Consider the following 15,828-nt stretch of genomic DNA (forward strand, 5'->3'; position numbering starts at 1 on the left):
TAGTTTGGTGATGATGGCAGAGAGGTCACACCCGTTCCCATACCGAACACGGAAGTTAAGCTCTCTAGCGCCGATGGTAGTTGGGACCTTGTCCCTGTGAGAGTAGGACGTCGCCAAGCTATTTATATTGTCGCGGGGTGGAGCAGCACGGTAGCTCGTCGGGCTCATAACCCGAAGGTCGCAGGTTCAAATCCTGTCCCCGCAACCAAATGGTCCCGTGGTGTAGTGGTTAACATGCCTGCCTGTCACGCAGGAGATCGCCGGTTCGACCCCGGTCGGGACCGCCATTTCATATAAAGAAAAGAACGAAACAAGTTGTTTCGTATTTTTTTATTTGTTTTAACAAAAAACTAATAAAGACAGTCAAACTATCCTTAGGACAACTCCTAAGGACTTTTTTATATATTCAAAACCTGTATAATAAAGAGCAGAGAACATTGTGAGTAAAGTAGGTGAAATCTGTGAGTAAATATGAAGTAACAACAAAATCTTCTGAGGAAACACAAAGGTTATCAGAAAAACTAGGTGAGCTCGTAGAGGCACAAGATGTAATTATTTTAGAAGGAGATCTTGGAGCTGGTAAGACGACTTTTACAAAGGGACTAGCAAAAGGTCTTGGAGTGAAAAGAGTTGTAAATAGTCCTACCTTTAATATCATCAAAGAATATAAAGGAAGATTACCGCTATATCATATGGACGTGTATCGCTTAGCAGAAAGTGAAGAGGACTTAGGCTTTGATGAATATTTCTACGGTGAAGGAATTACGGTAGTAGAATGGGCTCATTTAATAGAAGCATATTTACCGAATGAAAAGTTACAAATTAGTTTATTCCATGCTGGAGATGACACAAGAAAAATTATACTCGAGCCAATTGGAGATCGCTATATTAGATTATGTGAGGAGCTATTACAAGATGAAAGTACTAGCAATTGATACTTCAAATTACGTAATGGGTGTATCCCTTATTGAGGAAGGAAACGTAATTGGGGAAATCATTACAAATTTAACAAAAAACCATTCTGTACGTCTTATGCCAGCTGTAGAGAAACTGTTAAAAGAGTGTGGCGTAAAACCGAAGAAATTAACTAAAATCGTTGTAGCTGCTGGACCTGGATCCTATACAGGTGTTCGCATAGGCGTGACAGCGGCGAAAACATTAGCTTGGTCACTTCAAATACCAATTGTAGGTGTATCAAGTTTAGAGGTAGTAGCTGCAAACGGTGCTAACTTTAACGGATTAATTTGTCCTTTATTTGATGGAAGACGTGGGCAAATTTATACTGGGTTATATACATATGAAGGAGAGCAGTTAACTTCAATAGAAGAAGACCGAATTATTCTTATTGTAGACTGGTTGCAAATGTTAAAAGATAAAGGACAGCCTGTTTTATTTATCGGTAACGATGTTAAATTGCATAAAGAAACAATTATAGAACATTTAGGTGATCAAGCTGTATTCGCTCCATTTACTAAAAATAACCCAAGACCAAGTGAGCTAGCATTCTTAGGATTACAAAAAGAAGAACAAGATGTGCATACGTTTGTTCCAAGCTATCTTCGTTTAGCTGAAGCTGAAACAAAGTGGTTAGAAAGTCAAAACAAGTAGGAGCTTGCAGAAGATGGATATGATATTTAGAAAGATGGAGCTTGATGATATTGCTCAAATTGTAGCTATTGAAGAAGCGTCTTTTTCAACTCCTTGGACTGCAGATGCCTTTCACCGTGAATTAACGATGAATGAACATGCACATTATATTGTGTTAGAAAAAGATGGTCGTGTAATCGGGTATTGTGGATTGTGGATAATTATTGATGAATCACATATAACAAATATAGCTATTTTGCCAGAATACCGAGGTCAAAAGTTAGGAGATGCCCTATTGAAAGCAGTTATTTCTGAAGCGAAAGAACTAGGGGTAAAAACAATGACACTTGAAGTACGTGTATCAAATGAAGTAGCAAAGCAGTTATACAGAAAATACGGATTTCAAAATGGTGGGATTCGTAAACGATACTATGCAGACAATCAGGAAGATGGTCTCGTAATGTGGGTGAATATATAATGGAAAAAAATACGATTATACTTGGTATTGAAACAAGTTGTGATGAAACAGCAGTAGCAGTTGTTAAAAATGGAACGGAAATTATTGCGAATGTCGTTGCATCACAAATTGAAAGTCATAAACGTTTTGGCGGCGTTGTACCAGAGATTGCATCCCGTCATCATGTAGAAGAAATTACAGTTGTGTTAGAAGAAGCTTTAAAGGAAGCAAACATCACATTTGATGATATTGATGCAATTGCTGTAACAGAAGGTCCTGGTTTAGTAGGAGCACTTCTAATTGGAGTAAATGCAGCGAAGGCAGTAGCGTTTGCACATGATATTCCGTTAGTCGGTGTTCATCATATTGCTGGTCATATTTATGCGAACCGTTTAGTAAAAGAAGTTCAATTCCCGTTATTATCACTTGTTGTATCTGGTGGGCATACAGAACTTGTTTATATGAAAGAACATGGTTCATTTGAAGTAATTGGTGAAACACGAGACGATGCAGCTGGAGAAGCATATGATAAAGTAGCTCGTACGTTATCTATGCCATATCCAGGTGGTCCTCATATTGATCGCCTTGCACATGAAGGAGAACCGACAATTGATTTGCCTCGTGCATGGCTAGAACCGGATTCATATGATTTTAGCTTTAGTGGATTGAAATCAGCAGTTATCAACACTGTGCATAATGCAAAACAACGCGGTATAGAAATTGCGCCAGAAGATTTAGCGGCAAGTTTCCAAGAAAGTGTAATAGATGTACTTGTAACGAAAGCAGCTCGTGCAGCAGAAGCTTATAATGTAAAGCAATTACTTCTTGCTGGTGGAGTAGCTGCTAATAAAGGACTTCGTGCGCGATTAGAAGAGGAATTTGCACAAAAAGAAAACATTGAATTAATTATTCCGCCGCTATCTTTATGCACAGATAATGCAGCGATGATTGCAGCGGCAGGGACAATTGCTTATGAACAAGGTAAGCGTGCAACATTAGCCTTAAATGCAAATCCAGGATTAGATATTGAAGCATAGTTATGCACATAATTAACCACAGGTTGTGGATAAAACCCATATTGTCTGTTGATAATATGGGTTTTATTGTGTATATAAAATGTTGATAACTTTTTTGTTGATTGTGGATAATGTGGAAAAGTTATTTTAAGGTTTATTTTATAAAGGTGGATATGTGTATAAACTTGTGGATAAATAGGATGATGTCAGACCTTTGAATTTGTTCTTTTTCGGGAAATAAAAGGCAAGAAGATATCCCCGAAAAACATTTTGAAACATCACCCCATTATAGAAGATGCTAATATTGTCAATCTTTGTCGTTAAATCGATATTTCGTTTCAAATTGTTAATATATATAGGGTTACGATAGATATATTTGAAAAATCGTTAGTATATTCTAAGTTACGATTGATATACTCAAAAAATTGTTTCTGTATTAAAAGAAAAGAAGATGTCGCATAGTCAAAAATCCTGACTTATGAGACATCTTCTTTATTTAAATATGCTTATACATGCAGCTCTTCCCATTCTGCCATACAAGTTTCAAGTTGTTCTTGTAGCGTTTGCTTTTTAGTTGTAATTTCACTAGCTTTTTCATAATCTGCATATATTTCTGGTAAGCAAAGTTGATCTTCTAACGTAGCAATTTCTTCTTCTAATTCTAATATACTTTGTTCTAGCTCTTCAATTTTTCTAGTGCGTTGACGCTCTAGTTTTTTACGCTCTTTTTCTTCTAAATAATTTAATTTCTCTTGTGCAACCACCTTTTGAACAGGAATGTCACTTTCTTGCTGTTCAAGTTCTGCACGTTCAATCATTTCATTTTTCTTTTCAACGTAGTAATCGTAATCCCCTAAATATTCCTGTGCACCTTCTGTTGATAACTCAACCACAGTCGTTGTTACACGGTTAATAAAGTAGCGGTCATGTGAGACGAATAGAAGAGTCCCTGGGTAATCAATTAAAGCATTCTCCAAAATTTCTTTACTATTTAAATCAAGGTGGTTCGTAGGCTCATCTAGAATTAATAAATTTGATTTTTGCATCATAAGTTTTGCAAGAGCTAATCGAGCTTTTTGTCCACCACTAAGGGAAGATACTGGTTTCAGTACATCATCTCCTGTGAATAAAAAATTCCCGAGTATAGTACGGATTTCTTTTTCAGGTTGCAGTGGATATTCATCCCATAGTTCATTTAAAACCCGTTTAGAAGATGTTAAGTTTGCTTGTTCTTGATCATAATAACCAACAGATACATTTGATCCGAAAGAAACATCACCATTTAATAGTGGTAACTTATTCACAATAGACTTTAATAATGTGGATTTCCCAATTCCATTTGGACCAACTAAAGCAACACTATCTCCGCGAGTTAAGCGCATAGTTACATGTTCAATTATAGGGTTCTCATCATAGCCGATGGTTGCATCATTTACTTGTAAAACATCATTTCCACTTTGCTTTTCAATATCGAAGTGGAATGATGCTGACTTAGAATCCCCTAATGGTCTTGTTAATAATTCCATTCTGTCTAGTTGTTTACGGCGACTTTGAGCCCGTTTCGTTGTAGAAGCGCGAGCTATATTCTTTTGAACGAAGTCCTCAAGTTTTGCGATTTCATCTTGTTGTTTTTCGTAACGTTTCATTTCTTGCTCATATAATGCTGATTTTAAGTCTAAATATTTACTGTAGTTACCAACAAATCGTCTGCTTTCTTTATTCGAAATTTCATATACTTGTGTAACGAGTTTGTCTAAGAAATAACGGTCATGTGAAACGATTAATATTGCGCCAGGATAACCTTGTAAATATTGCTCAAGCCACGTTAATGTTTCGATGTCTAAATGGTTTGTAGGCTCATCCAAAATAAGTAAGTCTGGTTTTGTTAATAATAATTTCCCGAGAGCTAATCTTGTTTTTTGCCCGCCGCTTAAAGTAGAAATCGTCGTCTGGTGCGTTTCAACTGGGAAGCCAAGGCCGCTTAAAATGGAGCGAATATCCGCTTCATATTGATATCCACCTTGATCTTTATAATTGAGTTGCAATTGGTCATACTCAGCTAACAATCTTTCATATGTAGCTTCGTTTGAAAAGTTTTCTTCTTTTCCCATTTCTTGCTCAAGCCTTCGAAGTTTTGTCTCCATTTGCTGTAAGTGGGTAAAGACGGTTAGCATTTCATCCCAAATTGTTAAAGACGTTTCTAGTCCAGTATTTTGAGCTAAATATCCGATTGAGACATCTTTTGGTTTTATAATTTCGCCACCATCATGAGATAATTCACCAGCGATTATTTTTAATAATGTAGATTTTCCTGCTCCATTCCTTCCAACTAATGCGATACGATCTTTTGTTTGTACTTCCAATTTTATGTTTGCCAGAATTGTTTCTGCACCGTATAATTTCGAAAGCGCGTTTACTTGTAATAAAATCAATGTTTTCACCTCAAATAATTTCTTAACTTTGCCATGTTTATATTTCTCAATCATACTAAAAATAGTGTATAGTTTAAAATAAAGAGAGAATACTTCTTCTCTTTATTATACAAGGAATTTAATGAGTGCTAAACTTCTGTATTTGATTAAAGTATATGAATAATGATAGGAAGAGAGGAGAGGTCATATGGATCAGCAAAAGATTCCACAAGCCACTGCTAAAAGATTGCCTCTATACTATCGATTTATCCAAAACTTATCTCTTTCTGGTAAGCAGCGTGTTTCATCGGCCGAATTGAGTGAGGCAGTAAAAGTAGATTCCGCAACAATACGAAGAGATTTTTCGTATTTTGGAGCGTTAGGGAAAAAGGGATATGGATATAACGTAAATTATTTATTATCATTTTTCCGCGAAACACTTGATCAAGATGATATAACACGTGTAGCACTTATTGGAGTAGGTAATTTAGGGACCGCTTTCTTACATTATAATTTCACGAAAAACAATAATACAAAAATTGAAATGGCATTTGATGTTAGTGAAGAGAAAGTTGGAACAGAAATCGGGGGCATTCCTGTATATCATTTAGATGAATTAGAAGAGAGATTATCAAATGATATACAAGTGGCAATATTAACAGTACCAGCCACAGTAGCACAAGCTGTAGCAGATAGATTAGCTGAAACGAGCGTGCACGGTATTTTGAATTTCACACCAGCGCGATTAAACGTATCAGAGAATATTAGAATTCATCATATTGACTTAGCTGTAGAGTTACAAACATTAGTTTACTTTTTGAAAAACTATCCACAATAAAACGCAGAGGAAGCGACCTCTGCGTTTTATTATTGTTTCTTCTTTGTGAATTTAACTAATATAAGGCGAAGTGCCAAATTAAAATCAATTGTTGCCATAACTGCAAATAGTATTGTCCACATATTCCAGATTGTATCTGTCACGTTCGTAATGGCCAAGCGTGTAAAGATACATCCAAGAAGGAAGTATAGTGCAGCCATGAACAATGGTGAGTTTCTCATACAAAAAATCCTCCGATAAAGCCTTGCATTTTTTCAGCTTCTTTAATCATTTCTTGAATTTGCTCATTGCTCATAAAAATTTGCCCAATAGCAACTAATGTATTCATCGCAACATGAGCTGCAATCGGAACGATAATACGTTTCGTCTTCACATATAAGAAGGCGAATACGAGCCCCATAGCAGTGTATACCAATAAGTGAGTAAAATCAAAATGAATTGCTGCGAATACAAGCGAACTAATGATAGCTGCAATAAAGAAGTTAAACTTCTTATAAAGTGCACCAAATAAAATTTTTCTAAATACGATTTCTTCTAAGATAGGTCCGATTATAGATACGACAATAAGGAACCAAGGTGTCGTTCTTGCAATTTCCATCAGTTTCATTGTATTTTCTGAACCTTGCTTAATTCCTAGTAGCTGCATCTCGATCATACCGGCAACTATTTGTGAAAAGAAAGCTAAGAAGAACCCGATGAAAATCCATCCAATAGTAGCTGGGACAGAAGAGCGCATTGCATCTAAATGCCTGTCACGAATATCTGTTCTAAGTAACCAAAGTATGATACATAATGCAACAAAGAAGCTAATAATTGCCCAGTGTCCCATTATGATTTGTCCTTTTTCCTCAATGGTAAATCCTCTATTATCATAGAGTCCTGTTTTTAGGAGAAGTGGTAATCCAACAACGCCAGATAACTGCATTAAAATGTATGTAACGATAATCCACCAGTATTGTTTCTTCAAATGGTTTAACCATCCTTTCTAACTCTAGTGTATGAGATAAGGTAGGATAACATGTAAATATGTTATCTACGATATAAACTTTCATTCGAATTATGATTTTTTTGTAAATCTTTATTTGAAATTAAAGTAGGAGACAGGAAAAAGTTGTACGTTTAGCGAAAACAACTTAGGGTGTCTTTCATATTGTAACATACGAGTAGGGGAAACAACGATTCATATAGTAAAGGCGGTATTCTATATAGAAAGTTTATATAGTAATTTGCGAAAAAATTATGATTTTTTTACTTGCAAAAGAAATTGAGATTATTTATTATTATAAGTGTGTTAGCACTCGGATGACTTGAGTGCTAATAAAAGAAATTTACATAACAAAATGAGGAGGTTATTGTTCATGCTAAAGCCATTAGGTGATCGCGTTGTAATTGAGCTTGTTCAAGCAGAAGAAAAAACAGCAAGTGGTATTGTATTACCAGATACTGCAAAAGAAAAACCACAAGAGGGTAAAGTTGTTGCAGTAGGTACTGGTCGAGTGCTTGAGAATGGTGAGCGTGTTGCTTTAGAGGTAGCAGCAGGTGATCTTATCATCTTCTCAAAATATGCAGGTACTGAAGTGAAATATGAAGGTACAGACTACTTGATTTTACGTGAAAGTGACATTTTAGCAGTTATCGGTTAATTATATAAATCTTAAAAAATCCAAGGGGGTCAATTATTATGGCAAAAGATATTAAATTTAGTGAAGAAGCACGTCGTTCGATGCTTCGCGGTGTCGACACTCTTGCAAACGCAGTAAAAGTAACACTTGGACCAAAAGGTCGTAACGTTGTACTTGAGAAAAAATTTGGTTCACCACTTATTACAAATGATGGTGTAACAATCGCAAAAGAAATCGAATTAGAAGATGCATTCGAAAACATGGGTGCGAAGTTAGTAGCAGAAGTTGCTAGCAAAACAAACGATGTAGCTGGTGACGGAACAACAACTGCAACTGTATTAGCGCAAGCTATGATTCGTGAAGGTCTTAAAAACGTAACAGCTGGTGCGAACCCAATGGGTCTTCGTAAAGGTATCGAAAAAGCTGTTACTGCTGCAATTGAAGAATTAAAAACGATTTCTAAACCAATCGAAGGCAAATCTTCTATCGCACAAGTAGCTGCTATTTCTGCAGCTGACGAAGAAGTAGGTCAATTAATCGCTGAAGCAATGGAGCGCGTTGGTAACGACGGCGTTATTACTTTAGAAGAGTCTAAAGGATTCACAACAGAATTAGACGTAGTAGAAGGTATGCAATTTGATCGTGGATATGCATCTCCTTACATGATTACTGATTCTGACAAAATGGAAGCAGTTCTTGATAACCCATACATCTTAATCACTGACAAAAAGATTTCTAACATTCAAGAAATCTTACCAGTATTAGAGCAAGTGGTACAACAAGGTAAACCACTTCTTATCATTGCTGAAGATGTAGAAGGCGAAGCTTTAGCTACATTAGTAGTGAACAAACTTCGTGGTACATTCAACGTAGTAGCTGTTAAAGCTCCTGGATTTGGTGACCGTCGTAAAGCAATGCTAGAAGATATCGCAATCTTAACAGGTGGCGAAGTAATCACTGAAGAATTAGGCCGTGACTTAAAATCTGCTACAGTTGAATCTTTAGGACGCGCTGGTAAAGTTGTTGTAACGAAAGAAAATACAACTGTAGTTGAAGGTGTAGGAAGCACAGAACAAATCGAAGCTCGCATCGGTCAAATCCGTGCGCAATTAGAAGAAACAACTTCTGAATTCGATCGTGAAAAATTACAAGAGCGTCTTGCAAAACTTGCAGGTGGCGTAGCGGTAATTAAAGTAGGTGCAGCAACTGAAACTGAGTTGAAAGAACGCAAACTTCGCATTGAAGATGCACTTAACTCAACTCGTGCAGCAGTAGAAGAAGGTATCGTTGCAGGTGGTGGTACTTCACTTATGAACGTATACACAAAAGTAGCTTCTATCGTAGCTGAAGGCGACGAAGCAACAGGTATCAACATTGTACTTCGCGCACTAGAAGAGCCAGTTCGCCAAATCGCAATCAACGCTGGTCTAGAAGGATCTGTAGTTGTAGAGCGTCTAAAAGGCGAAAAAGTAGGCGTTGGTTTCAACGCAGCTACTGGCGAATGGGTTAACATGCTTGAGTCTGGTATCGTAGATCCAGCTAAAGTAACTCGCTCTGCACTTCAAAACGCAGCATCTGTTGCAGCTATGTTCTTAACAACTGAAGCTGTAGTAGCTGACAAGCCAGAACCAAATGCACCAGCAATGCCTGACATGGGCGGCATGGGCATGGGCGGTATGGGCGGAATGATGTAATTCCGTTTGCCCTAAAAAACATCCATTTCTATATAGAAATGGATGTTTTTTTATGTTTTTTAAAAAAGGAAATGAATTTCTGTAGAATTTTGTCGCTTTCTCTCTTGACCATATTGATACTTCATTGTTAGAATCTAGGAAGATAATATAAAACGATCCTTCATATATCCTCAATGATATGGTTTGAGAGTCTCTACCGGGTTACCGTAAACAACCTGACTATGAAGGCAGTGTGTCTTATATTTATAAAGAGCGGAGACTATCTTTCTTTATAAAGCCAGACCCCTGCCTTTTCTTTGTTATGAGACTAGAGGCGGAGGACTGGCTTTTTTTATTATATTGGTAATGCTTTTCGCCAAATTGGTGAAAATATTTATATACGAGAACTAACGTTGGGGTGATTATTTTGAAGAAACAACACGATACAATTATCGTTTTAGATTTTGGAAGTCAATACAATCAGTTAATAGCACGTCGAATTCGTGAGTTCGGTGTATACAGTGAACTTCATCCACATACAATTACTGCAGAAGAAATTAAAGCAATGAATCCAAAAGGGATTATTTTCTCTGGTGGACCAAATAGTGTATACGGTGAAGGTGCATTACATTGTGATGAAAAAATCTTTGAACTAGGTTTACCAATCTTCGGTATTTGTTACGGTATGCAGCTTATGACGCAACACTTCGGTGGTAAAGTAGAGCGTGCAAATCACCGCGAGTACGGAAAAGCTGTTCTTAAAGTAGAGAACGAATCAAAATTATATGCGAACCTTCCAGAAGAGCAAGTTGTATGGATGAGCCATGGTGACTTAGTAACTGGTTTACCTGAAGGATTCGTAGTAGACGCAACAAGTGAATCTTGCCCAATTGCTGGTATGAGCAATGAAGACAAAAACTTATACGGTGTACAATTCCACCCAGAAGTACGTCACTCTGAGCACGGTAACGATTTAATTAAAAACTTCGTATTCGGTGCTTGTGGTTGTTCTGAAGGATGGAACATGGAGAACTTTATCGAAGTAGAATTAGAGAAAATCCGTGAAACGGTTGGAGACAAAAAAGTACTATGCGCACTTAGCGGCGGTGTAGACTCTTCTGTTGTAGCAGTGTTAATTCATAAAGCAATTGGTGACCAATTAACATGTATTTTCGTTGATCACGGTTTACTTCGTAAAGGCGAAGCGGAAGGCGTTATGAAAACATTTAGCGAAGGCTTCCATATGAACGTTATTAAAGTGGATGCAAAAGACCGCTTTATGGACAAGTTAAAAGGTGTAGAAGATCCAGAACAAAAACGTAAAATCATCGGTAACGAATTCATTTACGTATTTGATGATGAAGCGTCTAAATTACAAGGTATGGACTTCTTAGCGCAAGGTACACTTTACACAGATATCGTTGAGAGTGGTACAGCAACTGCACAAACAATTAAATCTCACCATAACGTTGGTGGACTTCCAGAAGACATGCAGTTCAAATTAATCGAGCCTTTAAACACGTTATTTAAAGACGAAGTACGTGTATTAGGGTCTGAACTAGGAATTCCTGATGAAATCGTATGGCGTCAACCATTCCCAGGACCGGGTCTTGGTATTCGTGTATTAGGTGAAATCACAGAAGAGAAATTAGAAATCGTTCGTGAATCTGATGCGATTTTACGTGAAGAAATTATTAAAGCGGGCTTAGACCGTGAAATCTGGCAATACTTCACTGCGCTTCCTGGTATGCGTAGCGTAGGTGTTATGGGTGACGAGCGTACTTACGATTACACAGTAGGTATCCGTGCGGTAACATCTATCGACGGTATGACAGCTGACTGGGCACGTATCCCTTGGGACGTATTAGAGAAAATCTCTGTACGTATCGTAAACGAAGTAAAACACGTTAACCGTATCGTGTATGATGTAACGAGTAAGCCACCAGCAACGATTGAGTGGGAATAGTATTTATAAAAAGGTCCATCTATTGCTTATGCATAGATGGATCTTTTTTATTTTGGTATTAATACGAACGAAACTATGAAATTTTATAAAAATGTTCGTTTTTAAATTGACAAAACTACTTCGTCGAGTTAATATGATTATGTAATTCAAACGAAAAGTGAATATTATAGCCGTCGTATAATATCGGGGATATGGCCCGAAAGTTTCTACCTAGCTACCGTAAATGGCTTGACTACGAGGCGTTTGTATAAAGATGAGGGGAAACTTGTCTTTGTTTATAGAACGCTTCCATGTATAAATGCAATGGAAGCCTTTTTTATTTCTCGGGATAAAAGAGGGCTAGGAGAAATGCGGCGAGTAATCATATAACGGGGGAAACGTAAGATGAAACGCTATTTTCAGTTTGATGAGCTCGGTACGAATTATAAGACTGAGTTCATAGCAGGGTTAACGACATTTCTATCTATGGCTTACGTACTATTTGTCAATCCTGCTACGCTGTCGCTTGGAAATGTTAAAGGGTTACCAGCAGGTACAGGGATGGATCCAGGTGCAGTATTCGTTGCTACGGCATTAGCGGCAGCGATCGGTTCGTTAATTATGGGTATTTTCGCGAAGTATCCAATTGCTTTAGCGCCGGGTATGGGAATTAACGCGTTCTTTGCTTATACAGCAGTGTTAACGATGGGTATTCCGTGGCAAACGGCCATTGCTGGAACATTAATGTCAGGTATTATCTTTATTATTCTTACTGCTTCAGGTATTCGTGAAAAAATCATTAATGCAATTCCATCGGAGTTAAAGTTTGCAGTAGCAGCAGGTATTGGATTATTCATTGCTTTCCTTGGATTCCAAAATGCCGGAATTATCGTGAAAAACGATGCGGTTCTTGTTGGGTTGGGGGACTTAACAAAGGGCACAACGTTACTAGCAATCTTCGGGGTTGTTACTACGATCATCTTCATGATTAAGAAAGTTAATGGTGCAGTATTTTACGGTATGATTCTTACAGCGATCTTAGGAGTTGCAACAGGATTAATTGATACTCCGAAAGCTGTGGTGGGAGCAATACCGAGTCTAGAACCAACGTTCGGCGTGGCGTTAACGCACTTCGGCGATATTTTCACAGTTCAAATGGGGATTGTTATTATAACGTTCTTCTTTATAGATTTCTTTGATACAGCAGGTACGCTTGTAGCGGTTGCGAATCAAGCAGGATTAATGAAGAACAATAAATTACCACGTGCAGGAAAAGCGTTATTTGCAGATGCGATTGCAACTGTAATTGGTGCGATCTTGGGTACATCAACAACAACGTCTTACATTGAATCTTCTGCAGGGGTAGCAGCGGGAGGGCGTTCTGGATTTACAGCAGTTGTAACAGCAGGATTCTTCTTACTGGCACTATTCTTCTCGCCATTACTAAGTGTTGTAACGCCAGCTGTAACGGCACCGGCTTTAATTATTGTAGGAATCTTGATGGTTTCTTCCTTAGGGGAAATTGATTGGAAGAAATTCGAGATTGCAGTACCAGCATTCTTTACAATTATCTCTATGCCACTTACGTATAGTATCGCAACTGGGATTGCGATTGGATTTATCTTCTATCCAATTACAATGGTTGTGAGTGGTCGTCGTAAAGAGGTTCATCCGATTATGTATGTTATGGGAGTTTTATTCGTACTATATTTCATCTACGTTCGTAAATAAAAGGGGTTTTTTGAAAGGTCTAGACTTAAGGGGAGTCTAGACCTTTTTTGCGTCTTCAGAAAATCTTAAGGATTTCCGAGCGTTTTTCTTCAGAAGTTTTCCTATAATAGAAGTTAGGGATTAAAAAAGTGATGGGGGAGATATTGTGGCACACGAAACAATACTTGTCGTAGATGATGAAAAAGAAATTCGGAATTTAATTACAATCTATTTAAAGAATGAAGGATATAAAGTATTACAAGCAGGAGACGGAGAAGAAGGATTACGTTTACTAGAAGAAAATGAAGTACATCTAGTCGTATTAGATATTATGATGCCGAAAGTGGATGGTATTCATATGTGTATGAAGGTAAGGGAAGCGAAAGAAATGCCTATTATTATGCTTTCTGCGAAAACGCAAGATATGGATAAGATTTTAGGGTTAACAACGGGTGCAGATGATTATGTAACGAAACCATTTAATCCGTTAGAGTTAATCGCAAGAATTAAATCTCAGTTACGCCGTTATATGAAAATGAATGGTTTCGCTATACAAAATGAGGACGAGCTAGAAATTGGAGAGATGAAAATAAACATCTCGACCCATAAAGTTATTGTGGACGGAGAAGAAGTGAAACTGACCCCAAGGGAATTTTCAATTCTAGAATTACTAGCTCGTAATCCGGGTATGGTCTTTAGCGCGGAACAAATTTATGAAAAGGTTTGGAACGAAAGATCTTTCCAGTCTGATAATACGGTAATGGTGCATATTCGAAAAGTACGTGAAAAGATTGAGGAGAATCCAAGGAAACCTAGATATATAAAAACAGTATGGGGAGTGGGGTATAAGATTGAAAAAGATATTTAATCCGTTTACTTATGTTAGGAAAATTCGAGAATTAATTAGGAAGATAATAAAGAGTGTGAAACGGAGTATACGAATTCAACTTATTACTGCATTTACTGCTTGTGCGTTATTAGGACTCTTTGTATCAACGAAGATAGTAGCACCTGTTTTTGAAGATGCTAGTCGACATGCTGAGATTAATTATAGAGATGGTATGGAACAAATTAATCGTAAAGCGCAAAGTACCGCGGAAATGATGGTTGATGCAAATAAATTAGATGCTGTACAAAGTATGATAGAGCTAGAAAATGAAAATTTAGAGCAGAGGCAGGATGCTTTTAAAATATTAGTTACGGATGAAAGTGGTAAGGTTTTGTATAAAACGAAGCAGGCGCAAGAAGAACAAATTAATTTGCATAATACAATTCGTAATGCAACTTCGTTTGCTATCAATTATTCAAATAATAATGATATTGAAAGATCTAGAAAAGAGTTTATTACTTTCTCACCTATTACAATTGAAGGTAAAAATTTGTATATGTTTGTGAGTGGAATTCCTCAAGGAGAAGTAGTGTATTATAAAGTAGAAGGGCCATTCCCATTTTTAATTGGTGTACTCGTATTCATTTTCTCTTTCTTCTATATAACAAAGAGAAAGATGAAGCAAATTGAAGCGATGGCACAAGGTGTAAAGGAAATAGAAAAAGGAAACTTAGCGTATCGTATAGAGAAGAAAGGTGAAGATGAGATTGCATCTTTAACAGAAAATATTAATAATATGGCAGAAGAGCTTATGAATAATATAGAAAAGGAACGTAAATTAGAGAAGCAAAAGAACGAGCTTATTACAAATGTATCTCACGATTTGCGTACACCACTGACTTCTATTATGGGTTACTTGCGATTGCTTCGAGATTCTAAATATGAAAATAAAGAGCAACACGATGAATATACGAGAATTGCTTTTGCGAAGTCAGAGCAGTTAAAGAATTTAATAGAAGATTTATTTGAGTATACGAAGTTAACGAATGAACAAGTTGTATTAGAAAAACAAGAAGTATGTGTAAATGAGTTATTGGAGCAATTAATAGAAGAGTTAGTACCGCAAGCGGAAGAGCATGGACTTACGTTTGTTAAGAAGTTTCCTGAGGAACGTGCTTATGCATCGATTGATTCGGAAAAGATGGTTCGTGTATTTGATAATTTACTAATGAATGCAATTAAGTATAGTAAAGATGATGGAGAGATAAAAGTTTCTCTTCAAAGGCAGCGTAGGGATGTACAAATTGTAATTGCGAATCATAGTGAAGATTTTACGAGAGAAGAGTTAGCGAATTTATTTGAACGTTTCTATAAGAAAGATCAATCTCGAAGTAGAGTAACGGAAGGGTCGGGACTCGGTTTAGCGATTGCGAAAAGTATTGTTGAGTTACAAGGTGGTAGTATTCGAGCGGAATATAGGGATGGTATTATTCAATTTATCGTCTCGTTACCAATTATAGAGAAATAATAAATGAATAGAATGATATGTGATAAAAAGGCTTATTTTAAAAGAAATAAGCCTTTTTATATTTTTTATAAAAACGTATTGACGATTATACTTTAGAGGTGTAATATAGAACAAGTCGCCGATGACATTAACGTCGCAAGCGACAAACAAAATGAAAAACTTAGTTGACATTAACTAACGAAGATGTTAACATAAGGAAGTCGCAAATGAGC

The 15,828-nt window shown here is 37.0% G+C and carries 14 protein-coding genes, 2 tRNA genes, 1 rRNA gene and 2 riboswitches; of the genes, 14 read left to right on the forward strand and 3 right to left on the reverse strand.

The genetic code is table 11. From position 1 onward, the window contains the following. The first annotated feature begins 3 nt into the window (after positions 1-3). From rrf to tsaD, 7 genes are all read left to right on the forward strand, one after another. Positions 4-119 (forward strand): 5S ribosomal RNA (rrf, locus tag CGQ22_RS30605). Positions 120-131: 12 nt separating this feature from the next. Continuing rightward, a tRNA-Met gene (locus CGQ22_RS30610) sits at positions 132-208 on the forward strand. Between the two features lie 3 nt (positions 209-211). Then, a tRNA-Asp gene (locus CGQ22_RS30615) sits at positions 212-287 on the forward strand. Between the two features lie 174 nt (positions 288-461). Then, positions 462-935: a tRNA (adenosine(37)-N6)-threonylcarbamoyltransferase complex ATPase subunit type 1 TsaE gene (tsaE, locus tag CGQ22_RS30620; RefSeq protein WP_000049642.1), complete on the forward strand. Its 474-nt coding sequence runs from the start codon at positions 462-464 to the stop codon at positions 933-935. Continuing rightward, positions 916-1,608 (forward strand): tRNA (adenosine(37)-N6)-threonylcarbamoyltransferase complex dimerization subunit type 1 TsaB, encoded by a 693-nt coding sequence (gene tsaB / locus CGQ22_RS30625; protein ID WP_089149771.1) that lies wholly within the window; start codon positions 916-918, stop codon positions 1,606-1,608. Before tsaE ends, tsaB begins: the two co-directional genes overlap by 20 nt. Positions 1,609-1,621: 13 nt before the next feature. Continuing rightward, complete coding sequence (gene rimI / locus CGQ22_RS30630; protein WP_000367189.1) at positions 1,622-2,065, forward strand: ribosomal protein S18-alanine N-acetyltransferase; 444 nt, start codon at positions 1,622-1,624, stop codon at positions 2,063-2,065. After that, positions 2,065-3,081 (forward strand): tRNA (adenosine(37)-N6)-threonylcarbamoyltransferase complex transferase subunit TsaD, encoded by a 1,017-nt coding sequence (gene tsaD, locus CGQ22_RS30635; protein WP_000414585.1) that lies wholly within the window; start codon positions 2,065-2,067, stop codon positions 3,079-3,081. The genes rimI and tsaD overlap by 1 nt, the downstream gene beginning before the upstream one ends. A gap of 485 nt (positions 3,082-3,566) precedes the next feature. Here the strand turns inward: tsaD and CGQ22_RS30640 are convergent, their stop codons facing one another. Next, entirely contained in the window at positions 3,567-5,492 is a 1,926-nt protein-coding gene (locus CGQ22_RS30640; RefSeq protein ID WP_000602151.1) for an ABC-F family ATP-binding cassette domain-containing protein, read from the reverse strand. A 187-nt stretch (positions 5,493-5,679) separates the two neighbouring features. Here CGQ22_RS30640 and CGQ22_RS30645 point away from each other — a divergent pair, with 187 nt between their 5' ends. Then, the gene (locus CGQ22_RS30645) at positions 5,680-6,309 is read left to right on the forward strand and encodes a redox-sensing transcriptional repressor Rex (RefSeq protein ID WP_000372699.1); all 630 of its coding nucleotides are present in this window, start codon (positions 5,680-5,682) and stop codon (positions 6,307-6,309) included. A gap of 29 nt (positions 6,310-6,338) precedes the next feature. Here the strand turns inward: CGQ22_RS30645 and CGQ22_RS30650 are convergent, their stop codons facing one another. Together CGQ22_RS30650 and CGQ22_RS30655 are read right to left on the reverse strand one after the other, a co-directional pair. Then, positions 6,339-6,530 (reverse strand): YdiK family protein, encoded by a 192-nt coding sequence (locus CGQ22_RS30650; RefSeq protein WP_001246205.1) that lies wholly within the window; start codon positions 6,528-6,530, stop codon positions 6,339-6,341. Beyond that, the gene (locus CGQ22_RS30655) at positions 6,527-7,276 is read right to left on the reverse strand and encodes a CPBP family intramembrane glutamic endopeptidase (protein WP_000745321.1); all 750 of its coding nucleotides are present in this window, start codon (positions 7,274-7,276) and stop codon (positions 6,527-6,529) included. The genes CGQ22_RS30650 and CGQ22_RS30655 overlap by 4 nt, the downstream gene beginning before the upstream one ends. Before the next feature lie 391 nt (positions 7,277-7,667). Here CGQ22_RS30655 and groES point away from each other — a divergent pair, with 391 nt between their 5' ends. The 6 genes from groES to CGQ22_RS30685 all read left to right on the forward strand — a co-directional run bounded on the left by groES (position 7,668) and on the right by CGQ22_RS30685 (position 15,616). After that, positions 7,668-7,952, forward strand: a complete 285-nt coding sequence (gene groES / locus CGQ22_RS30660; protein ID WP_000917311.1) for a co-chaperone GroES — start codon at positions 7,668-7,670, stop codon at positions 7,950-7,952. Positions 7,953-7,990: 38 nt separating this feature from the next. Beyond that, a complete protein-coding gene (groL, locus tag CGQ22_RS30665; RefSeq protein ID WP_001029993.1) occupies positions 7,991-9,625 on the forward strand; it encodes a chaperonin GroEL in 1,635 nt (544 codons plus the stop codon). 140 nt (positions 9,626-9,765) lie between these two features. Then, positions 9,766-9,867: riboswitch (purine riboswitch) on the forward strand. 164 nt (positions 9,868-10,031) lie between these two features. Further along, positions 10,032-11,570: a glutamine-hydrolyzing GMP synthase gene (guaA, locus tag CGQ22_RS30670; RefSeq protein WP_000743911.1), complete on the forward strand. Its 1,539-nt coding sequence runs from the start codon at positions 10,032-10,034 to the stop codon at positions 11,568-11,570. A gap of 153 nt (positions 11,571-11,723) precedes the next feature. Then, positions 11,724-11,825: riboswitch (purine riboswitch) on the forward strand. A 129-nt stretch (positions 11,826-11,954) separates the two neighbouring features. Continuing rightward, on the forward strand, positions 11,955-13,280 hold the full coding sequence (locus CGQ22_RS30675; RefSeq protein WP_000833096.1) for an NCS2 family permease: 1,326 nt from the start codon (positions 11,955-11,957) through the stop codon (positions 13,278-13,280). A gap of 145 nt (positions 13,281-13,425) precedes the next feature. Beyond that, a complete protein-coding gene (locus CGQ22_RS30680) occupies positions 13,426-14,127 on the forward strand; it encodes a response regulator transcription factor (RefSeq protein WP_000929884.1) in 702 nt (233 codons plus the stop codon). After that, complete coding sequence (locus CGQ22_RS30685) at positions 14,111-15,616, forward strand: HAMP domain-containing sensor histidine kinase (protein ID WP_089149772.1); 1,506 nt, start codon at positions 14,111-14,113, stop codon at positions 15,614-15,616. Before CGQ22_RS30680 ends, CGQ22_RS30685 begins: the two co-directional genes overlap by 17 nt. Positions 15,617-15,828 lie beyond the last annotated feature (212 nt).

The sequence above is a fragment of the Bacillus sp. M13(2017) genome, from assembly GCF_002218325.1.
Taxonomy (GTDB): Bacteria; Bacillota; Bacilli; order Bacillales; family Bacillaceae_G; genus Bacillus_A; species Bacillus_A thuringiensis_K.